The organism is Paenirhodobacter sp., from assembly GCF_050177655.1.
Lineage (GTDB): Bacteria > Pseudomonadota > Alphaproteobacteria > Rhodobacterales > Rhodobacteraceae > Rhodobacter.
The window spans coordinates 1-20,939 of record NZ_JBFXGV010000038.1 but is presented as its reverse complement, the minus strand read 5'-3'; the positions used below and the strand labels follow the sequence as shown (position 1 = coordinate 20,939).

Genomic DNA, 20,939 nt, shown 5'->3' with positions numbered 1-20,939 from the left:
CTCAGAAATCCTCCCAGTCGTCTTCCTCGACGGGCTTGACCGCGAGGGCCGAGAGCCGGTGTCCGGGGAGAGGCACTCGCGGCGCGGATGCCGCCGCGGCACTGCGCGTCGAGCGGAAACTGCTCATCGTGGAAGGCGGTGTCGCCGGAGCGGCAGGGGCCGCCGGAGTGGTCGTTCTGACCGGTGCCGCGCGCGGCGCTGGCGCGGGGTCGCAGGTGCGCCGTTGCGCAGCTTCTCCGCGGGCATCGGTATCGAGGCGGAAGCGCGCCATCGTTGCGTTGAGGGCGTCAGCCTCGACGATCAGGGCCTGGCTCGAGCTCGCCGCTTCGGCGGAAATCCCGGCGTTCTGCTGCGTCGCCTGGTCGAGCTGCATCACCGCGGTGTTGATCTCCGACAGCCCGGCGGATTGTTCCGCCGTCGAGGCGGCGATGTCGGAAATGCTGGTGAAGATCTCCCCCACCGAGGACTGGATGCCGCCGAGCGCATCGCCGGCCTGACCGACGAGCGCCACGCCGCGCTTGACCTGCCCCTCGGACGAGGAAATCAGCCCGGCGATCTCGCGCGCGGCCTCGGACGAGCGCTGCGCGAGGGCGCGCACCTCGGAAGCGACCACGGCGAAACCGCGGCCGGCTTCGCCTGCGCGAGCGGCCTCGACCCCGGCGTTCAGCGCCAGGAGATTCGTCTGGAAGGCGATTTCCTCGATCACCGAGGTGATCTTCGAGATCTTCGCGGAGCTTTCGGCGATCTCGTCCATTGCCTGCACCGCCTCACGCACGACCTTGCCGCTCGATTCGGCATTCAACTTGGCCGAGGCCACCATCGTATTGGCATGGCGCGCGCCTTCCGCGGCGGATTGCACCGAGGTGGTGAGCTGGTTCAGCGCGGCGGCGGTCTGCTCGAGCGTCGCCGCCTGGCGTTCGGTGCGCTGCGACAGCTCGTCCCCGGCGCGCGACAGGCCGTGCGATTCGCCCCGGATCGCCTCCGCATTCTCGAGCACGGTGCGCATCGCCTCGTTCAGCTTGTCGGTCGCGGCGTTGAAATCGTGCCGGAGCGTCTCGTATTCGGGCGGGAAAGGGGCGGTGAGGGTACAGGCGAGATCGCCGTCGGACAGCCGCGCAAGCGAGTCGCGCAGCGCCTCGACGACGCGCTGCTGCTTGGCCTGATCCGCGGCCCGGGCCGCCTCCGCCGCGCCGAGCGTTTCCACCGCCTCGGTCACGTCGCTGCCGAGCAGAAGATATTGCACCACCGCGCCGCGGGCATTCGTCACCGGCGCGAGGGTGCCCTCGAGAACGTGGCGGCGATCGCCGAGGCACAGGTCGAAGCGGCCGACGATTTCGTGGCCGTCGGCGGCGCGTGCCAGCGCGGGACCGCCCTCATCGTCGCGCAGGGTCAGGGCCGCGCCCAGATCCTGGCCGATGCGGGCGCCGGTCTGGGCGATGAACCGCTCGTTCGCCGCGGTCAGCCGGCCGTCGAGGGCGCATTCCGCGCGCATCTGGCTGTGGTCGATCGCGCCGAGGATCGCGCCGTCGTGGCGCCGTTCCGTGATGTCGCTCCATTGCGCGACATGGCCGATCTTCGTGCCCTCGGCGTCGCGGACCGGCGCCACGTCGATGCGCAGGGCGATCTCGCCGAGCTCGTGTTCGATGCGCCAGTGGCCGCCCTCCGAGAGGTGGTTTTCCTCGGTGCGGTTGGCCTTGTCGACGAGGATGCCGAGGGCCGAGGTGCCGATGAGGCACTCCGGATCGAAACCGGGGTTGTCATGCCGGATCACCGGGGCGAGGCGGCGGAACAGCTCCACCATCGCCGGGTTCACGGCGGTGATCGTGAAGGCGTCGTCGGTGATCATCGAGGCGGCGGTGCCCGCGTCGAGCGCCGCGCCGCGCATCAGGGCGATGCGATTCACCTCCTGCGAGGCGGCAAGCCCGTCGCGGAAGGCGCCGAGCGATCGCGCGATCGCGCCGATCTCGTCGCCGCGGCCGAGATGGGGCACCGCGGTCGCGTAGTCTTCCGCCGCGATCTGGCGCATCGCCGCGTCGACCTCGCGCAGCGGGCGCGCGACCATGCGATTCGTCGCCCAGGCCATGACCACGAGCAGCCCCGCGAATACCGCGGCGATACCGGCGATCTGCGCGCGCAGGTCGCGCCAGAGCGCCGCCGCATCGGGCGCCACCGACCAGGCGGTCGCCACTGCGCCGACCGGTGCGGCGCCGTCATAGGGAACCGCCGGTGCCGCCTGCATCAGACCGTCCTCGGAGGCGACCAGCGCCTGGTCCGCCAACGCGCGTTGCGCGAGCGCGGTAAGCGCGGCCACATCGGCGCCGCCCTCCCCCTCGGCGATCCGCTGCGCCTTCACATTGCCCTGCGCGTTGATCGCCAGCGCGCCGATGTTCTTGCCCCGCGCGCTTTCCTCCAGCTTGGCGAAATCGCCCTCCACCTGCGCGATCTTCGCATACATCAGCGGTTCGGCGATCTGGCGGGCGAGCGTGGGCGCCGAGGTCGCGGCCACTTCCGTCACCGCGCGATGCACCTGCACGAGGCTCGCGCGGATCACGAGCAGGCCGAGGGCCAGCGCATAGCCGAACCCGGCAACCGCGGCGATGAGGGTGATCTTGGCGAGCACGGAACGCAATTTCGGCGCTTCGGCCTGACGGGGGGCGGTGGGAGCAGCGGGCATGGATCCGATCGTCTTGAGAAGGGGCCTGCGCCCCGAAAATCCCTTTCACCCCTACACCCGACTCCTTTGCAATTTACTAAGAGCCACCGGTTTCGCGCCCTGCCCGGGTCACCCGCCCTTGAAGCCTCCGTCCCGCGTCACTAAGACTTCGGTAAAGAACCGACGCTAAGGATGGCTCGGAGAACCGCAGGAAGGCTGAGGAATGAAAGATCCGATCGACCTCTACATGAACACGCTGGTGCCGATGGTGGTCGAGCAGACCTCGCGCGGCGAACGGGCCTACGACATCTATTCGCGCCTGCTCAAGGAGCGGATCATCTTCCTCGCCGGTCCGGTCCACGACGGCATGTCGACGCTGATCTGCGCGCAGCTCTTGTTCCTCGAGGCGGAAAACCCCTCGAAGGAGATCGCGATGTACATCAACAGCCCGGGCGGCGTGGTGACCTCGGGCCTCTCGATCTACGACACGATGCAGTACATCCGGCCGAAGGTCTCGACGCTGGTGATCGGGCAGGCGGCCTCGATGGGCTCGCTGCTGCTGCAGGCGGGCGAGGCGGGGATGCGCTTCTCGCTGCCGAACTCGCGCGTGATGGTGCACCAGCCCTCGGGCGGCTATCAGGGCCAGGCGACCGACATCATGATCCACGCGCAGGAGACGCAAAAGCTCAAGCGGCGCCTGAACGAGATCTACGTGAAGCATACCGGCAATGACTACGAGACGGTTGAAGCGGCGCTCGAGCGTGACAACTTCATGTCGGCCGAGGATGCGAAGGCCTGGGGTCTGATCGACGAGATCCTCGAAAACCGGACCCCGGTCGACGGCGATAAGTGATCCTCCCCTTAAGCGGGAAGGGCATTTTGACATTGTGATGACGCAGGGGCTGCCCTAGACTCGGGTCTCAGGCAGCCCGCAACGGCCCGGAAAATCCGGGCAAGCCCAGAGGATGACGATGGCGAACAATTCCGGCTCCGACAGCAAGAACACGCTCTACTGTTCGTTCTGCGGCAAGAGCCAGCATGAGGTGCGCAAGCTGATCGCCGGCCCGACCGTGTTCATCTGCGACGAATGCGTCGAGCTGTGCATGGACATCATCCGCGAGGAGACGAAGACCTCGGGGCTGAAGGCGACCGACGGCGTGCCCACCCCGCGCGACATCTGCAAGGTGCTCGACGACTACGTCATCGGGCAGGAACACGCCAAGCGCGTGCTCGCCGTCGCGGTGCACAACCATTACAAGCGGCTCAACCACGGCTCGAAGACCGATATCGAGCTGGCGAAGTCGAACATCCTGCTGATCGGGCCCACCGGCTGCGGCAAGACGCTGCTCGCGCAGACGCTCGCGCGCATCCTCGACGTGCCCTTCACCATGGCCGATGCGACGACACTGACGGAGGCCGGCTATGTCGGCGAGGATGTCGAGAACATCATCCTGAAGCTCCTGCAGGCCTCGGAATACAACGTCGAGCGGGCGCAGCGCGGCATCGTCTATATCGACGAGGTCGACAAGATCACCCGCAAGTCGGACAACCCCTCGATCACCCGCGACGTCTCGGGCGAGGGCGTGCAGCAGGCGCTGCTGAAGATCATGGAAGGCACCGTCGCCTCCGTGCCGCCGCAGGGCGGGCGCAAGCATCCGCAGCAGGAATTCCTGCAGGTCGACACGACGAACATCCTGTTCATCTGCGGCGGCGCCTTCGCGGGCCTCGACCGGATCATCGCGCAGCGCGGCAAGGGCACGGCGATCGGCTTCGGGGCCGATGTGAAAGACCCGGAAAGCCGCGGCGCGGGCGAGCTCTTCAAGGAGCTGGAGCCCGAGGATCTGCTGAAATTCGGCCTGATCCCGGAATTCGTCGGCCGTCTGCCGGTGATCGCCACGCTCGAAGACCTCGACGAGGGGGCGCTGGTGATCATCCTCACCGCGCCGAAGAACGCGCTGGTGAAGCAGTATCAGCGCCTGTTCGAGATCGAGGGGGTGAAGCTCACCTTCACCGACGACGCGCTCAAGGCGATCGCCCATCGCGCGATCAAGCGCAAGACCGGCGCGCGCGGGCTGCGCTCGATCATGGAGGACATCCTGCTCGACACGATGTTCGAACTGCCCGGCATGGACTCGGTGCAGGAGGTCGTGGTGAACGAGGAGGCGGTGGAAACCGCCGGTGCGAAGCCGCTGCTGATCTACGCCGAGAGCACCAAGAAAGAACCGAAATCGGCCGGTTGACCGGTCGGATGGCGGGCCTGCGGGCCCGCCTTTCGTTTCGGGGCCGCCCTGCGGCCGGGCGCCTTGGCGCTCGCTTTTTCGGGAGGGCACGCTTGGGCACTGGACCTTGGCGCGCCACCGGCTATAACAGGGCAAACGCCTGCGGAGACATGCCATGAAATTCCTGCTTCGTTTCTTCACCTGGTGGAACAGCCAGACCTTCGGCACGCAGGTCTATACCCTGCGCAAGGGCGTGAAGGTCGGTGAAGACGATGAGGGCAATATCTATTACCAGAGCCGCGACAAGAAACGGCGCTGGGTGATCTACAACGGCGAAGTGCAGGCGAGCCGGATCCCGCCGGACTGGCACGGCTGGCTGCACCACACCTGGGACGAGCCGCCGACCAAGGCGCCGCTTGCCCACAAGCCCTGGGAACTGCCGCATCAGGAAACCCAGACCGGCCTGCCGACCGCCTATCTGCCCGCCGGCTCGATCCGCCGCGCCGAACCGGTCGAGCGCCGCGATTACGAGGCCTGGCAGCCCGAGGGCTGATCGGGGCCGCAGGAGCGCATATGAGCGAGAATCGCGTCGAAGTCTTGACGGGGGCCATCGTGCTCGCGATCGCCCTCGGTTTTCTGGGCTGGGCCGGCAAGGGGCACAGCTTCGGCAGCACCGTGGGCAGCTACCCGCTGCATGCTTCCTTCCGCTCGGTCGAGGGGATCACGCCGGGCACCGACGTGCGCATGGCGGGGGTCAAGATCGGCACCGTCACCGACATCGGCCTCAACCCGAAGACCTTCTTCGCCGACACCACGATCTCGGTGCGGGACGGGGTGGAGCTGCCCGATGATTCGCAGATCGTGGTCGCCTCCGAAGGGCTGCTCGGCGGTGCCTTCATCGAGATCCTGCCGGGCGGCAGCCTCGACAATCTCGCGCCGGGGGACGAGATCCTCGACACTCAGGGCGCGGTCTCGACGCTTGGGCTGCTGATGAAATTCGCCGGTGCCAAGAGTGGCAATTCCGACGGCGCGACCGGTGGCGACGCCGCTGCGCCGGAGGCCGGGCAATGATCCGCCTCGCGCTTGCGGCGCTGTGGCTCGGTGCCGCGCCGGTGCTGGCGCAGGACGTGATCACGCTGCCCGACACGCCGCAGGAAGGCCAGACCGACACGACCCCGACGCTCGGCCCGCAGGGGCCGGAGACGCGCACGCCCGAGGGCCTCGCCGAGGCGAAGGGCGCGGTGCTGCGCGGGCTCGACAAGGTGGCGGGCACCGCCTCCGACATCACGCTCGCGGTCGGCCAGACGGTCGAATTCGGCCATATCACGGTGACGCTGCAGGAGTGCCGCTACCCGGCGGACGACCCGTCCTCGAACGCCTTCGCCTATCTGGTGATTGCCGACAAGGGCGCGACGACGCCCGATTTTTCCGGCTGGATGATCGCCGACAGCCCCGCGCTCTCCGCGCTCGACCATCAGCGCTATGACGTCTGGGTCATGCGCTGCAAGATCGACTGAGCGTCCGGCACCTCCGGCGCGGCGAAATCCCCCCGCAATCTCAGGGCCTTGGCGAGAATCCGGCGATAGCTGTCGCGGGGGATCTCGATGCCGCCGAGCGAGGCGAGATGCGGCGTCAGATATTGCGTGTCGAAAAGCGCGAAGCCGCCCTGGCGCAGCCGGTCGACGCAATAGGCGAGCGCGACTTTCGAGGCATCGGTGACGCGCGAGAACATGCTCTCGCCGAAGAAGGCGCCGCCCAGCGTGACACCGAAGACGCCGCCGACGAGCCGCCCCCCTTGCCAGACCTCGAGACTATGGGCGTGACCGGCGGCGAAGAGCTCCTCGTAAAGCGTGACGAGCGGCGCGTTGATCCAGGTCTCGGGCCGGTCGGCGCAGCCCTCGATCACGCCGCGGAAATCGGTATTTGTTCGAATAGTGAAGATCTCGCGCCGGATCACCCGGGCGAGAGAGCGTGAAATGTGGAAATTCTGCAGGGGGATCACGCCGCGCAATTTCGGTTCGAACCAGTGCAGCTCGGGGTCGTCGCGGGTCATCGCCATCGGGAAGATGCCCTGCGCATAGCCCGCCAGCAGCAGTTCCGCGCTCAGCCCCGTGTTCATCGCCGCCTCCATCCTCAGGGCGCAGAATGATCCGATTTCGGGGCGGCGGCAAACCGGTTTTCAAAGCAAAACGCCCCCGCGAGGGGGCGTTGCGCAGCGTCAGGGATGGCTGGTTCAGCCGAAGGTCTTGGCCAGCCATTTCTCGAGCCAGTGGATCGAGTAATTGCCGCTTTGGATATCCGGCTCGGCGAGGAGCGCGTGGAACAGCGGCACCGTGGTGTCGACGCCGTCGACGATCAGCTCGCCGAGCGCGCGGCTCAGACGTGCCAGCGCCTCGTCGCGGTCGCGCCCATGCACGATCAGCTTGCCGATCAGGCTGTCGTAATAGGGCGGGATCTTGTAGCCGTCGTAAAGCGCGCTGTCCATCCGCACGCCCAGCCCGCCGGGGGCGTGGTACTGGGTGATCTTGCCGGGGCAGGGGGCGAAGTTCGGCAGCCGTTCGGCGTTGATCCGCACCTCGATCGCGGCGCCGCGGATCGTCAGATCCTCCTGCGCGAAGCTCATCTCCTCGCCGGCGGCGACGCGGATCTGCTCGCGCACGAGGTCGACGCCGAAGATCGCCTCGGTCACCGGATGTTCCACCTGCAAGCGGGTGTTCATCTCGATGAAGTAGAACTCGCCATCCTCGAACAGGAACTCGATCGTGCCGGCGCCGGAATATTTCAGCTCCGCCATGGCCTTGGCGCAGATCCCGCCGATGTGCGCGCGCTGCTCTTGGGTGATGACGGGGCCGGGGGCCTCCTCCAGCACCTTCTGGTGGCGGCGCTGCAGCGAGCAGTCGCGCTCGCCCAGATGCACCGCCTTGCCGCGGCCGTCGCCGAAGACCTGGATCTCGATGTGACGCGGCTTCTGGAGATATTTCTCCATATAGACCTCGTCATTGCCGAAGGCGGCCTTCGCCTCCGACCGCGCGGTGCGGAAGGCGATCTCCAGCTCTTCCTCGGTCTCGGCGACCTTCATCCCGCGCCCGCCGCCGCCGGCGGTGGCCTTGATGATGACCGGGTAGCCGATTTCCTTTGCCGTCTTTTTCGCGGTCTCGACGTCGGGCACGCCGCCGGCGGAGCCCGGAACCACCGGAATGCCGAGCTTCTGCGCGGTGTCCTTCGCGGTGATCTTGTCGCCCATCAGGCGGATATGCGCGGCCGAGGGGCCGATGAAGGTCAGGCCGTGATCCTCGAGCACCTGCACGAAGGTCGCGTTTTCCGAAAGGAAGCCATAGCCCGGGTGGATCGCCTGCGCGCCGGTGATCTCGCAGGCCGCGACGATCGCCGGGATCGAGAGATAGCTTTCCGAGGAGGGCGGCGGCCCGATGCAGACCGACTCGTCGGCCATGCGCACATGCATCGCGTCGGTGTCGGCCGTCGAATGCACCGCGACCGAGGCGATCCCCATCTCGCGGCAGGCGCGGATCACGCGCAGCGCGATCTCGCCGCGGTTGGCGATCAGGATCTTGTCGAACATCCCGGCCCCCTTATTCGACGATCATCAGCGCCGAGCCGTATTCGACCGGCATGCCGTCTTCGACGAGGATGCGCTTCACCGTGCCCGAGTGCGGCGCGGGGATATGGTTCATCGTCTTCATCGCCTCGACGATCATCAGCGTCTGGCCTTCCTTGACCGTGTCGCCGACCTTGACGAAGGCGGAGGCACCGGGTTCCGGCGAAAGATAGGCGGTGCCGACCATCGGCGAGGTCACCGCGCCCGGGAGCGAGGCGGGATCGGCCTCGGCCGCGGCGGCGGCCGGGGTCGCGGCGGGGGCGGCGGCCAGCGGGGCGGCCGCGGGCGCGGCATAGACCGGCGCCGGGGCGGCGATCACGGTCGCCTGTTTCACGACGCGCACCTCGAGGCTGTCGTCTTCGCCATATTCGCGCACGACGGCGATTTCCGTCAGCTCGTTGCGGTTCAGAAGCTCCGCAAGCGCCTGGATGAAGGCCACGTCGTTTTCATGGGATTGTTTGGTCATGCCGTCCTCAGAGGATGCTGTCAGGTCTTGTTCGGCCCGGTCGTTCGTGCCGGGCGCGCCGGTTTTCATGCCGCCTTATACGCGAGGCGGCGAGGGGAGGAAAGCGCTTACGACTGACGCGGGGGAAGCGTGCAGCCGCGAAATCGCCGAAAAAAGCGGCATATGCCCTCGTGGCAGCCCGGCGCGCGGGCAGAGGACGGGGTGCGCGCGGCCTCTCGTTATTTTACCACTTGATAAAATTTCTGACCGTGGCAGCGTGATTGCAATAATAAAGCCAGGGAGGTCATCTTGACCAACAGCCAGTTCACGCCCGGGGTCGTGCCCGGACGCCTTCCGCCCGAGGAGTACGCCGCGGGCTTTGCCGATGTGGCGCCGCCGCTCGGGGCGCACGAGGCCCGCGTCGCCGCCGATCGGTGCTATTTCTGCCATGATGCGCCCTGCACCGTGGCCTGCCCGACCGCGATCGACATCCCGCTCTTCATCCGCCAGATCGCGACCGGCACCCCCGGCGCGGCGGCGAAGACGATCTGGTCGCAGAACATCCTCGGCGGCATGTGCGCGCGGGTCTGCCCGACGGAAAACCTTTGCGAGGGCGCCTGCGTGCGCGAGGAGGCCGAGGGCAAGCCGGTCGAGATCGGCCTCTTGCAGCGCTACGCCACCGATACCGCGATGGCCGAGGGGGCGATGCCCTTCGCGCGCGCCGCGGTGACGGGGAAATCCGTCGCGGTGGTGGGGGCGGGGCCTTCGGGTCTGGCCTGCGCGCATCGGCTCGCGGTGAAGGGGCACGAGGTCACGATCTATGATGCGCGGCCGAAACCCGGCGGGCTCAACGAATATGGCATCGCCGCCTACAAGGCGCCCGAGGGTTTCGCTGCGCGCGAGGTCGACTGGCTGATGCAGATCGGCGGCATCACGCTGGTCGAGAACTGGATGCTCGGGCGCGCGGGCGACGGCACGCTTGACGATCTGCTGGCCGAGCATGACGCCGTCTTCCTTGGTATCGGGCTTTCGGGGGTGAATGCGCTTGGCCTGCCTGGCGCCGAACTCGCCACCCCGGCGACCGAATTCATCGCCGAGCTGCGCCAGTCGCCGGATCTGGCGACGCTGCCGGTCGGCCGCAAGGTGGTGGTGATCGGTGGCGGCATGACCGCGGTCGATGCGGCGGTGCAGGCGAAGCTGCTTGGCGCCGAGACCTCGACGATCGTCTATCGCCGCACGCAGGCCGAGATGCCGGCCTCCGCGCATGAGCAGGAGCATGCGCTGACCCATAACGTGCGGATCATCCCGAATGCGGCGCCGGTCTCGATCGCGAAGGCGGGCGACGCGCTCGAGATCACCTTCGCGCGCACCGAGACCACCGGCGCCGGGCTGCGCAAGCTGGACGACACGTTCACGCTGAAGGCCGATCAGGTGTTTTCGGCGATCGGCCAGGCGCTTGGCCCGCTGCCCGAGGGGCTGGCGAAGGCGGGATCGAAACTTGCCGTGGACGGGGCGGGGCGCACCGGTCTCGCCAAGGTCTGGGCGGGCGGTGACTGCACCCCCGCGGGCGAAGACCTGACCGTGACGGCGGTCGCGCAGGGGCGCGACGCGGCCGAAGACATCCACGCTTTCCTGATGGAGGCCTGACATGGCGGACCTGCGTTCCGAATTCGTCGGGATCAAATCCCCGAACCCGTTCTGGCTCGCCTCCGCGCCGCCGACCGACAAGGAAGTCAACGTGCGCCGCGCCTTCGAGGCGGGCTGGGGCGGCGTCGTCTGGAAGACGCTCGGCTCCGAGGGGCCGCCGGTGGTGAACGTCTCGGGCCCGCGCTATGGCGTGATCTACGGCGCCGACCGCCGCGTGCTCGGCATCAACAACATCGAGCTGATCACCGATCGCCCGCTCGAGGTGAATCTGCGCGAAATCAAGGCGGTGAAGCGCGACTACCCCGACCGCGCGCTCGTCGTTTCGCTGATGGTGCCCTGCGACGAGGCCTCGTGGAAGGCGATCCTGCCGCTCGTCGAGGAGACCGGCGCCGATGGCGTCGAGCTGAACTTCGGCTGCCCGCATGGCATGGCGGAGCGCGGCATGGGCTCGGCCGTGGGGCAGGTGCCCGAATATATCGAGATGGTCACGCGCTGGGTGAAACAGACCACGCGGATGCCCTGCATCGTCAAGCTGACGCCGAACATCACCGACATCCGCGGTCCCGCGCGCGCGGCGAAGGCGGGCGGCGCCGATGCGGTGAGCCTGATCAACACGATCAACTCGATCACCTCGGTCAATCTCGACGACTTCTGCCCCGAGCCGATGATCGACGGCAAGGGCACCCATGGCGGCTATTGCGGCCCGGCGGTGAAGCCGATCGCGCTCAACATGGTGGCGGAGATCGCGCGCGACGCGGCGACCGCCGGGATGCCGATTTCCGGCATCGGCGGGGTGACGACCTGGCGCGACGCGGCGGAGTTCCTCAGCCTTGGCGCGGGCAATGTGCAGGTCTGCACCGCGGCGATGACCTACGGGTTCAAGATCGTGCAGGAGATGATCTCGGGGCTGAGCGATTACATGGATCGCAAGGGCTTCGCCGCGGTCGACGAAATCGTCGGGCGGGCGGTGCCGAAGGTCACCGACTGGCAATATCTCAACCTGAACTACGTCACCAAGGCGGTGATCGACCAGAATGACTGCATCAAATGCGGCCGCTGCTACGCCGCCTGCGAGGACACCTCGCATCAGGCGATCGCGATGGGCGAGGATCGCAGCTTCACCGTCAAGGACGAGGAATGCGTCGCCTGCAACCTCTGCGTCGACGTCTGCCCGGTGGATTGCATCACCATGAAGGAGCTGCCCCTCGGGACGGTCGACCCGAGGACCGGGCGCAAGGTCGAACCCTACGCGAACTGGACCACCCATCCGAACAACCCGTCGCATGGTGCGCCGGCCTGTGCGGTGGGCGGCGAATGACGCCCTGATCCGAGGCGATCTGCGGGGCGGGCCGAAAGGCCCGCCTCAGCGGATCACGTCGAGGCTCGGCTCCGGCTGCGCGGCGCTGGCCTGCCAGGCGCCGGCGGCGCCGGAGCTTGCGGGCTGTGCCTCGGGCGCGGATTCGGCGGGCGGCGCCGTGCTTTCGGCCGGCGGCGCGCTTGCCGAGGCCTCCGTCACCGGCGCTTCCGTCGTCGCGGGCTCGTCGGCGGCGGGCGCATCGGCCGTCGTCGCGGCGGCCTGCGCCGAACCGACCTGCGCCGGCACCTTGCGCAACGCGGCGGCCTGCGCCTCGAGCGGCGTGACGTCGAAAGTCGGCGGCGGGCCGGTCGGCGCGTCCGGATCGGGTTCGGCGTTCTCGCTCACCTGGGCGAGCACCGCCTGGGTGATCCCGGTCTGGTCACTGCCGGTGGCGGCGCGGGCCTGCGCCGTTGCCACCGCCTGACCGCCCCCGGTCTGCGTGTTCACATTCGCGCCCATGCCGCCATTGGTGTTCGCCGCGGTCGCGGCGGGTTCCACCGTTGTGGCGGGCGCCTTCTTCACGGCCAGCGGCATCATCAATGTCGACCAACCGACCTGGGGCATCAGCCCCGATATGCGGTCCATTCCCCACTCTCCTCACTCATAGTCCACCCCCATTCCCCGAGTCTGCGCGCGTGAGGTTACCCGGAGGTGAATCCGCACGGGTTTTTCTGATCGGGGTTAACGGGGCCGGCTCAGGGGCGCAGCAACCGCTCGAAGAGCATCTCGAGGAAGGGGCCGGCCTCGGCGAAAGGGTCGTGCGCGGGGCCGAGCACGGCGCGCACCTGCACGTCGAAATCGGCGTAATGCTGGGTCAGCGCCCAGATCGAGAAGATCAGGTGGTGCGGATCGACCGGGGCGATCCGGCCCGCCGCCGCCCAGGCCGCGATCACCGCCGCCTTCTCGTCGACGAGGGCCTTCAGATCGCCCTCGAGCGCCGCGCGCATCCGCGGCGCGCCCTGCACGATCTCATTGGCGAAGAGGCGGCTTTCGCGCGGCATCTCGCGGCTCATCTCGAGCTTGCGGCGCATATAGGCCATGATCTCGTCGCGCGGCTCGCCCGCGGGGTCCATCGCGCGCAGCGGCGCGAGCCAGTCGTCCATCAGCGCGGTGAGCAGCGCGACGTGGATCGCCTCTTTCGAGGGGAAGTAGTAGAGCAGGTTCGGTTTCGAGAGGCCGGCGACCTCGGCGATCTGGTCGAGCGTGGCGCCGCGGAAGCCCTGCGCGGAAAACACCTCGAGCGCGGCGTCGAGGATGGTTTCGGTGTTGCGGCGCTGGATCCGCGTCTTCGGGCGCGGGGTCGCGGGGCTCGTCTCGGTCACGGCACTCCTCCGGGTTCGGGGGGCTATAACGCAGAGCCGGGCAGCGATCAACGCCGCTGTGGTGGTATGGGGCGGGCTCGCTGGCTTCCGCAATCAGGCGTAAACTTTTCGCAGCAGGGCCGGCCGCCCCAATCTCGAATGCATGCTCAGGTTGACCTGGCAGGGATAAAATATTATCTTCTCTCTCGCGCCATAAAGAGCATTTTGAGTCGGCTTCACCTGTAAATTGGCCCGCTCATGTGGATGATAGGTCTTTCAGGAGACTTATTCACAGGACACTTCGGGTGGTCTCCGACCCCTTGCGCTAAGGAGACGCTGCTACTGTGAGCGCGCTCAACGCACGGCTCCTACACGGGTGCCGTGCGTTTTGTTTCCAGAGAATGCTGTGACGACGCTCCAGATCACTTCGTCGCGTTGTTCGCGCAGTTCCAGAATGGCTGTTCCCGTGGAGCTGCGGACCGCGATCAGCCGCGTGTTGCGATATGATGCCCCCTCGAAATAGAGAGGCGTGCCGGTTCGAACGATTGAAGCGACATAGGCTGGGACATGGTCGAAAATCGTCCATCCGGCCTGAAGCATTTCGTTTTGGTGCTCCGCCCAGATGTGATTGGCGCCAAAGCCGCGGTTGGGGCCGACATGCCTTCCCATAGGCAAGACAATCTGCCCCTCCGGGCGCATGACGCCGGAGAGTTTGAGCGGTGGGATGATGCCGAAATATATGCTTCCGGTAATGGGGTTGATCAGATTTTGGCGGGACATGCGGTGCTCCGGGCAGATGCGAGCCTAGTGGCCCGCCTTGCCGTTCGCAATCGCCTACACAACCCCGATCCCGCGCAGCACGATCTCCTTCACCGAGGCCTTCGCCGCCTCCCAGTCCGCGGGCTGCAGCGCGCCGCCGTTCAGCACCTCGATCTGGTGGCCGAAATCGGCGTAATGCTGGGTCGCGGCCCAGAGAAGGTAAAGCAGATGCTCGGGGTCGACGGGCGCCATCTTGCCCTCGGCGATCCAGCGCTCGATGACTTTCACGCGCCCCGCCGTCCAGTCGCGCAGCGTGGTTTCCAGGTAATCCTGGATCACCGGCGCGCCGTGCATCACCTCCGAGGCCCAGACCTTAGAGCCGTTGGGATGGCGGCGCGAGATCTCCATCTTCGCGTCGATATAGGCGCCGATGCCCTCGGCGGGGCCGGCGGCCGCGTCGAACACATCCGCCGCCTGCAGCCAGACGGTGAAGATCCGCTCCACCACCGCGCGATAAAGCGCCTCCTTGGTGGCGAAATAGTAATGCAGATTGGCCTTCGGCAGGCCGGCGAGATCGGCGATGAGCTGCATCGTCGCCCCCCCGAATCCGGCCTCGGCAAAGACCGATTCCGCGGCCGCCAGAATGCGCTCCTCATGGGCGCGCCGGGTGCTCGCCCGACGGCCTCTGGTGCCTTGCCCGTTTTTTGGGCGTTCGACTGGCCCCTGCTCGTTCACCGCAATCCTTTCGACGCAAACTTGTTGACCGAATGGTCAGAACGTGGCTCCCTCAACCTGACCATACGGTCAGAAAAAGATTCGTCGCAAGAGGGTGAACGCACCCCGAAGCCGACAGGGAGTAAAAGAGATGTCTGCACCCGGAGAAAACCTCCGCACCGATTCCGCACGCCTTTGGGACAGCCTGATGGAGATGGCGAAGATCGGGCCGGGCGTCGCCGGCGGCAACAACCGCCAGACGCTGACCGACGCCGATGCCGAGGGGCGCGCGCTGTTCAAGTCCTGGTGTGATGCCGCGGGGCTCACCATGGGCGTCGACAAGATGGGCACGATGTTCATGCGCCGCGAGGGCACCGACCCGGACGCGCTGCCGGTCTATATCGGCTCGCACCTCGACACCCAGCCGACCGGCGGCAAGTTCGACGGCGTTCTGGGCGTGCTCGGCGGGCTCGAGGTGATCCGCACGATGAACGATCTCGGCATCAAGACGAAGCATCCGATCGTGCTCACCAACTGGACGAACGAGGAGGGCGCGCGCTTCGCCCCCGCGATGCTGGCCTCGGGCGTCTTTGCCGGGGTGCATACGCTCGATTATGCCTATGACCGCAAGGATCTGGAGGGGATGCGCTTCGGCGACGAGCTGAAACGCATCGGCTGGATCGGCGACGAGGAAGTCGGCGCGCGCAAGATGCACGCCTATTTCGAATATCACATCGAGCAGGGCCCGATCCTCGAGGCGAAGGAAAAGCAGATCGGCGTGGTGACCCATTGCCAGGGTCTCTGGTGGCTCGAATTCACGCTGACCGGCAAGGAGGCGCATACCGGCTCCACCCCGATGGCGATGCGGGTGAATGCCGGCCTCGCGATGAGCCGGATCTTCGAGATGGTGCAGGAAGTGGCGATGAAGAACCAGCCCAATGCCGTGGGCGGCGTGGGCCAGGTGACCTTCACCCCCAATTCGCGCAACGTGCTGCCGGGCAAGGTCGTTTTCACCGTCGACATCCGCACCGTCGATCAGGCGAAGCTCGACGGCATGCGCGACGAGATCGAGCCGCGCGCGAAGGCGATCTGCGACGAGCTCGGCGTCGGCTGCGCGGTCGAGCGGGTGGGCCATTTCGACCCGGTCACCTTCACGCCGGAACTGGTGGATCGTGTGCGCCGGGCGGCCGAGACGCTGGGCTACAGCCATCTCGACATCGTTTCGGGCGCCGGGCACGATGCCTGCTGGGCGGCCAAGGTCGCGCCGACGACGATGATCATGTGCCCCTGCGTCGACGGGCTGAGCCATAACGAGGCCGAGGACATCTCGCCCGAATGGGCTTCGGCGGGGGCGGATGTTCTGCTGCACGCCGTGCTCGAGACGGCGGAAGTCAGCGCCTGAGGCAAGCGCCGGGGGGCCAGCCCCCCGGTCCCCCCGAGGTATTTCCGGCAAGATGAAAGCAGCGGCTTTCAGGGAGACAACAATGACCACCAAAGTCATCAAGAACGGCACCATCGTCACTGCGGATCTGACCTACACCGCCGATGTGCTGATCGAGGGCGGCCAGATCATCGCGATCGGCCCGGATCTGAAGGGCGACGAGGTGATCGACGCCGCCGGCTGCTATGTCATGCCGGGCGGGATCGACCCGCATACCCACCTCGAATTCCCCTTCATGGGCACTTTCTCGGCCGATGATTTCGAGGTCGGCACCCGCGCCGCGCTCTCGGGCGGCACCACGATGGTGGTCGATTTCTGCGTGCCGAACCCGGGGCAGAGCATGCTCGAGGCCTACAAGTCCTGGCACAACAAATCGGCCCGGGCGCATTGCGACTACTCCTTCCACATGGCGGTGACCGGCTGGAGCGAGCAGATCTTCGACGAGATGAAGACCGTGGTCGAGGAACTCGGCATCAACACCTTCAAGCATTTCATGGCCTACAAGGGCGCGCTGATGGTGAATGACGACGAGATGTTCGCCTCCTTCAAGCGCTGCGCGGAGCTTGGGGCGATCCCGCTCGTGCATGCCGAGAACGGCGATATCGTGGCGGAAATGTCGGCGAAGCTGCTCGCCGAGGGCAATACCGGGCCCGAGGCGCATGCCTATTCGCGCCCCTCCCAGGTCGAGGGCGAGGCGACGAACCGCGCGATCATGATTGCCGACATGGCCGGCGTGCCGCTTTACGTCGTGCATACCTCCTGCGAGGAGGCGCATGAGGCCATCCGCCGCGCGAAGATGAACGGCAAGCGCGTCTGGGGCGAGCCGCTGATCCAGCACCTGACGCTCGACGAGAGCGAATATTCCAACCCCGACTGGGACCACGCCGCCGCGCGCGTGATGTCGCCACCCTTCCGCAACAAGAAGCATCAGGACAGCCTCTGGGCCGGCCTCGCCTCGGGCACGCTGAGCTGTGTGGCGACCGACCACTGCGCCTTCACCCGCGATCAGAAGCGCTATGGCGTCGGCGATTTCACCAAGATCCCGAACGGCACCGGCGGCCTCGAGGACCGGATGCCGGTGCTTTGGGAAAAGGGCGTGAACACCGGGCGGATCACGATGAACGAATTCGTCGCGGTGACCTCGACCAATATCGCGAAGATCCTGAACTGCTACCCGAAGAAGGGCGCGGTGCTGGTGGGCTCGGATGCCGATCTCGTGGTCTGGGATCCGAAGGCCTCGAAGGTGATCTCGGCCAAGACCCAGCAATCGGCGATCGAGACCAACGTCTTCGAGGGCGTCGAGGTGCATGGCCTGCCGAAATACACCTTCTCGCGCGGCACCCTGGCCTGGGACGGGACGAAATGCCTGACCGCCGAGGGCTATGGCGAGTTCGTCAAGCGCGAGCCGGGGATGCCGGTGACGAAGGCGCTTTCGACCTGGAAGGAGGTCACCGCGCCGCGTCCGATCGCGCGCTCGGGCATTCCGGCAAGCGGGGTGTGATGCGCAAGTCTGAGGCAGGGCCCCGCACGCGGGGCGCAACCCGAACCACCCGACAGGGGAACATCGCATGACCCAGACCGTCATCGAGGCGCAGGGCGTCGATCTCGTCTTCCAGACGGGCGACGGGCCGGTGCAGGCGCTCAAAGACGTCAATCTCGAGGTGAAGAAGGGCGATTTCGTCTCCTTCATCGGCCCCTCGGGCTGTGGCAAGACCACCTTCCTGCGCTGCATTGCGGCGCTGGAAACCCCCACCGGCGGCACGCTCAAGGTCCGCGGCATGTCCGCGGACGACGCCCGCAAGGAGCGCAGCTACGGCTATGTGTTCCAGGCGGCGGGTCTGTACCCTTGGCGCACGATTGCGGGAAATGTGAAGCTTCCGCTTGAAATCATGGGCTATCCGAAGCCGGATCAGGAGGAGCGTGTTCGAAAAGTGCTATCGCTCGTCGATCTCGAGGGCTTTGGCAAGAAGTTCCCCTGGCAATTGTCGGGCGGCATGCAACAGCGCGCCTCGATCGCGCGCGCGCTCGCCTTCGACGCCGAGATCCTGCTGATGGACGAGCCCTTCGGCGCGCTCGACGAAATTGTGCGCGACCGGCTGAACGAGGAGCTTCTCAAGCTCTGGGACGCGACCGGCAAGACCATCGGCTTCGTCACCCATTCGATCCCCGAGGCGGTCTATCTGAGCACCAAGATCGTGGTGATGTCGCCCCGCCCGGGCCGGATCACCGACGTGATCGAGAGCACGCTGCCACGCGGTCCGCGCCCGCTCGAGATCCGCGACAGCAAGGAATTCCTCGACATCGCCCATCGCGTGCGCGAGGGGCTGCGCGCGGGGCATGCCTATGAGTGAGCTGGCACAGCAGGAGGGGCGGCGATGAAGAGCCTCGGCCCGATCCTCACCGTTCTCGCCGCGATCGTCGTGCTCTGGTATGGCGCGACGGTCTGGCTCAACAGCCAGTGGACCTATGACCAGGCCGCGCGTGCCGGCACCACGGTCACCTTCTCCGAGATGGTCGCCGACACGATGAACCAGAGCCGCCCGGTGCTGCCCGCGCCGCATCAGGTGGTGAAGGGGCTCTGGGACGGCCTCATGGGGCAGGCGATCACCTCGAAGAAGAGCCTCGTCTATCACGGCTGGGTCACCTTCTCGGCGACGATGGCGGGCTTTGGCCTCGGCACGCTTGCCGGGATCGCGCTCGCCGTCGGCATCGTGCATAGCCGCGCGATGGATATGTCGGTGATGCCCTGGGCGATCGCGAGCCAGACGATCCCGATCCTCGCGATCGCGCCGATGGTGATCGTGGTGCTTGCCTCGCTTGGCATCAAGGGATTGATTCCAAAGGCGATCATCGCGGCCTATCTCAGTTTCTTCCCGGTGCTTGTCGGCATGGTGAAGGGGCTGCGCGCGCCCGACGGGATGCAGCTCGACCTGCTTCGCACCTATAACGCCTCGCAGCGCGAGACCTTCTTCAAGCTGCGGCTGCCCTCCTCGATGCCCTATCTCTTCGCCTCGCTGAAGGTGGGGGTCGCCTCCGCGCTCGTCGGCACGATCGTCGCCGAACTGCCGGCGGGGGCCACGGCGGGGCTGGGCGCGCGGCTGCTCTCGGGCAGCTATTACGGCCAGACGGTGCAGATCTGGGCCGCGCTTTTCGCCGCGGCGATCCTTGCCGCCGGTCTGGTGATCGTGGTCGGCGTGATCGAGAAGGCCACCCTCAAGCGGATGGGGATGCTGCGATGAGCTGGGAAGGATGGGGTGCGCTCGCCTTCTGGGCGCTGACGACGGCGATCAATTTCACTGTGGCGAAGCGCTGGGGCCGGATGCGCTGGGCGAAGCTTTTCGTGCCGACGCTCTTCGGCATCACGCTCCTGATCCTTTGGGAGGGGCTGGTGCGGGGGCTTTCGGTGAGCCCGGTGATCCTGCCCGCGCCCTCGGCGATCGCGGCGAAGATCGCCGATAACGGCGCGCTGCTCTGGGGCGATTTCCGCCAGACGATCCTGAAGGGGGCGCTTGGCGGCTATATCATCGGCTGCGGCGCGGCGGTGCTGACCGCGATCGCGGTCGACCGCTCGCCGTTTTTGCAGCGCGGCCTGCTGCCGGTCGGCAATTTCGTCGCCGCCCTTCCGATCGTCGGCATCGCGCCGATCCTCGTGATGTGGTTCGGCTTCGACTGGCAGTCGAAGGCGGCCGTGGTCGTGGTGATGGTCTTCTTCCCGGTGCTGGTGAACATGGTCGCCGGGCTCGAGGCGACCGACAGCCTGCAGCGCGACCTGATGGCGACCTATTCGGCCTCCTACCGGCAGAGCCTGCTGAAACTGCGCCTGCCGGCGGCGATGCCCTTCCTTTTCAACGGCCTCAAGATCGCGACGACGCTCGCGCTGATCGGCGCGATCGTTGCCGAGTTTTTCGGCAGCCCGACCGCGGGCATGGGGTTTCGCATCTCGACCGCGGTGGGGCAGCTTGATCTGCCGCTCGTCTGGTCCGAGATTGCGGTGGCGGCATTGGCGGGATCGGGCTTTTTCGGCCTGATGGCGCTGATCGAGAAGGCAGTGACCTTCTGGCATCCCTCCCAGCGGGGGAACTGAGTTGACCAAACCCCGGGCTCAGAATCCGGGGGACCAACAGGAGAGACGACGATGAAGAAATTGCTGATCGGGGCGGCGGGGCTTGCGCTGATGGCCGGGGCGGCCTCGGCCGAGGAGCTCACGCTGCAGCTCAAATGGGTGACGCAGGCGCAGTTCGCCGGCTATTACGTCGCCAAGGACAAGGGCTTTTACACCGACGAGGGGCTCGACGTCACGATCAAGCCGGGCGGCCCGGATATCGCGCCCGAGCAGGTGATCGCGGGCGGTGGCGCCGATGTGATCGTCGACTGGATGGCGGCCGCGCTTGCCGCGCGCGAAAAGGGCCTGCCGCTGGTGAACATCGCGCAGCCGTTCAAGCATGGCGGTCTGGAGCTCACCTGCCTGAAGGAAACCGGCATCTCGGCGCCGACCGACTTCCCGGGCCATACGCTCGGCGTCTGGTTCTACGGCAACGAATATCCGTTCTACGCCTGGATGGCGAAGCTCGGCATCCCGACCGATGGCTCGGAAAAGGGCGTGAAGGTGCTCAAGCAGGGCTTCAACGTCGATCCACTGCTGCAAAAGCAGGCCGATTGCATCTCGGTGATGACCTATAACGAATGTGGTCAGGTGCTCGATGCCGGCATCACCCCGGATCAGCTGGTGACCTTCATCTACCTGCAGAACGGCGTCGGCATGCTCGAGGACGGGCTTTTTGTCCTCG

21 protein-coding genes are annotated in these 20,939 nt (G+C 66.8%); 13 read left to right on the top strand and 8 right to left on the bottom strand.

The features are described 5' to 3' along the window. Position 1: 1 nt before the first annotated feature. A complete protein-coding gene (locus AB7U46_RS13100; RefSeq protein ID WP_428337424.1) occupies positions 2–2,674 on the bottom strand; it encodes a methyl-accepting chemotaxis protein in 2,673 nt (890 codons plus the stop codon). Between the two features lie 202 nt (positions 2,675–2,876). On the opposite strand from AB7U46_RS13100, the gene AB7U46_RS13095 reads away from it, so the two are divergent. From AB7U46_RS13095 to AB7U46_RS13075, 5 genes are all read left to right on the top strand, one after another. After that, the gene (locus AB7U46_RS13095; RefSeq protein ID WP_428337423.1) at positions 2,877–3,506 is read left to right on the top strand and encodes an ATP-dependent Clp protease proteolytic subunit; all 630 of its coding nucleotides are present in this window, start codon (positions 2,877–2,879) and stop codon (positions 3,504–3,506) included. Positions 3,507–3,624: 118 nt separating this feature from the next. Continuing rightward, positions 3,625–4,893 carry an ATP-dependent Clp protease ATP-binding subunit ClpX gene (clpX, locus tag AB7U46_RS13090; RefSeq protein WP_428337422.1) on the top strand — a complete coding sequence of 423 codons (1,269 nt, stop codon included), beginning with the start codon at positions 3,625–3,627 and terminating at the stop codon, positions 4,891–4,893. A 154-nt stretch (positions 4,894–5,047) separates the two neighbouring features. Further along, positions 5,048–5,425: an NADH:ubiquinone oxidoreductase subunit NDUFA12 gene (locus AB7U46_RS13085; protein ID WP_428337421.1), complete on the top strand. Its 378-nt coding sequence runs from the start codon at positions 5,048–5,050 to the stop codon at positions 5,423–5,425. Positions 5,426–5,445: 20 nt separating this feature from the next. Next, a complete protein-coding gene (locus tag AB7U46_RS13080; protein WP_428337420.1) occupies positions 5,446–5,943 on the top strand; it encodes an outer membrane lipid asymmetry maintenance protein MlaD in 498 nt (165 codons plus the stop codon). Further along, entirely contained in the window at positions 5,940–6,389 is a 450-nt protein-coding gene (locus AB7U46_RS13075; protein WP_428337419.1) for a DUF2155 domain-containing protein, read from the top strand. The genes AB7U46_RS13080 and AB7U46_RS13075 overlap by 4 nt, the downstream gene beginning before the upstream one ends. Here the strand turns inward: AB7U46_RS13075 and aat are convergent. The 3 genes from aat to accB form a co-directional block, all read right to left on the bottom strand. Continuing rightward, positions 6,353–6,991, bottom strand: coding sequence for a leucyl/phenylalanyl-tRNA--protein transferase (gene aat / locus AB7U46_RS13070; RefSeq protein ID WP_428337418.1), 639 nt, complete (start codon positions 6,989–6,991; stop codon positions 6,353–6,355). The two genes, AB7U46_RS13075 and aat, sit on opposite strands and share 37 nt — an antisense overlap. Positions 6,992–7,105: 114 nt before the next feature. After that, positions 7,106–8,452, bottom strand: coding sequence for an acetyl-CoA carboxylase biotin carboxylase subunit (gene accC, locus AB7U46_RS13065; RefSeq protein WP_428337417.1), 1,347 nt, complete (start codon positions 8,450–8,452; stop codon positions 7,106–7,108). A 10-nt stretch (positions 8,453–8,462) separates the two neighbouring features. After that, positions 8,463–8,954 carry an acetyl-CoA carboxylase biotin carboxyl carrier protein gene (gene accB, locus AB7U46_RS13060; RefSeq protein WP_428337416.1) on the bottom strand — a complete coding sequence of 164 codons (492 nt, stop codon included), beginning with the start codon at positions 8,952–8,954 and terminating at the stop codon, positions 8,463–8,465. A gap of 288 nt (positions 8,955–9,242) precedes the next feature. Between accB and AB7U46_RS13055 the strand changes: the two genes are divergently transcribed. Together AB7U46_RS13055 and preA are read left to right on the top strand one after the other, a co-directional pair. After that, the gene (locus AB7U46_RS13055; protein ID WP_428337415.1) at positions 9,243–10,580 is read left to right on the top strand and encodes an NAD(P)-dependent oxidoreductase; all 1,338 of its coding nucleotides are present in this window, start codon (positions 9,243–9,245) and stop codon (positions 10,578–10,580) included. 1 nt (position 10,581) lies between these two features. Then, on the top strand, positions 10,582–11,898 hold the full coding sequence (gene preA, locus AB7U46_RS13050; RefSeq protein ID WP_428337414.1) for an NAD-dependent dihydropyrimidine dehydrogenase subunit PreA: 1,317 nt from the start codon (positions 10,582–10,584) through the stop codon (positions 11,896–11,898). 45 nt (positions 11,899–11,943) lie between these two features. Here preA and AB7U46_RS13045 read toward each other — a convergent pair whose 3' ends face one another. The 4 genes from AB7U46_RS13045 to AB7U46_RS13030 form a co-directional block, all read right to left on the bottom strand. Beyond that, the gene (locus tag AB7U46_RS13045) at positions 11,944–12,522 is read right to left on the bottom strand and encodes a hypothetical protein (RefSeq protein ID WP_428337413.1); all 579 of its coding nucleotides are present in this window, start codon (positions 12,520–12,522) and stop codon (positions 11,944–11,946) included. 110 nt (positions 12,523–12,632) lie between these two features. Continuing rightward, a complete protein-coding gene (locus tag AB7U46_RS13040; protein WP_428337412.1) occupies positions 12,633–13,259 on the bottom strand; it encodes a TetR family transcriptional regulator C-terminal domain-containing protein in 627 nt (208 codons plus the stop codon). Positions 13,260–13,592: 333 nt separating this feature from the next. Then, on the bottom strand, positions 13,593–14,018 hold the full coding sequence (locus AB7U46_RS13035) for a hypothetical protein (RefSeq protein WP_428337411.1): 426 nt from the start codon (positions 14,016–14,018) through the stop codon (positions 13,593–13,595). A gap of 54 nt (positions 14,019–14,072) precedes the next feature. Beyond that, entirely contained in the window at positions 14,073–14,732 is a 660-nt protein-coding gene (locus tag AB7U46_RS13030; RefSeq protein ID WP_428337410.1) for a TetR/AcrR family transcriptional regulator, read from the bottom strand. A 130-nt stretch (positions 14,733–14,862) separates the two neighbouring features. Here AB7U46_RS13030 and AB7U46_RS13025 point away from each other — a divergent pair, with 130 nt between their 5' ends. The 6 genes from AB7U46_RS13025 to AB7U46_RS13000 all read left to right on the top strand — a co-directional run. Then, positions 14,863–16,113: a Zn-dependent hydrolase gene (locus AB7U46_RS13025; RefSeq protein WP_428337409.1), complete on the top strand. Its 1,251-nt coding sequence runs from the start codon at positions 14,863–14,865 to the stop codon at positions 16,111–16,113. Positions 16,114–16,195: 82 nt separating this feature from the next. Continuing rightward, positions 16,196–17,653: a dihydropyrimidinase gene (gene hydA, locus AB7U46_RS13020; RefSeq protein ID WP_428337408.1), complete on the top strand. Its 1,458-nt coding sequence runs from the start codon at positions 16,196–16,198 to the stop codon at positions 17,651–17,653. Positions 17,654–17,720: 67 nt separating this feature from the next. Next, positions 17,721–18,503, top strand: coding sequence for an ABC transporter ATP-binding protein (locus AB7U46_RS13015; protein WP_428337407.1), 783 nt, complete (start codon positions 17,721–17,723; stop codon positions 18,501–18,503). 24 nt (positions 18,504–18,527) lie between these two features. Continuing rightward, positions 18,528–19,391 (top strand): ABC transporter permease, encoded by an 864-nt coding sequence (locus tag AB7U46_RS13010; RefSeq protein WP_428337406.1) that lies wholly within the window; start codon positions 18,528–18,530, stop codon positions 19,389–19,391. Next, positions 19,388–20,236 (top strand): ABC transporter permease, encoded by an 849-nt coding sequence (locus AB7U46_RS13005; RefSeq protein ID WP_428337405.1) that lies wholly within the window; start codon positions 19,388–19,390, stop codon positions 20,234–20,236. The genes AB7U46_RS13010 and AB7U46_RS13005 overlap by 4 nt, the downstream gene beginning before the upstream one ends. Positions 20,237–20,287: 51 nt before the next feature. Continuing rightward, a partial coding sequence (locus tag AB7U46_RS13000; protein ID WP_428337404.1) for an ABC transporter substrate-binding protein occupies positions 20,288–20,939 on the top strand: 652 nt, incomplete at its 3' end.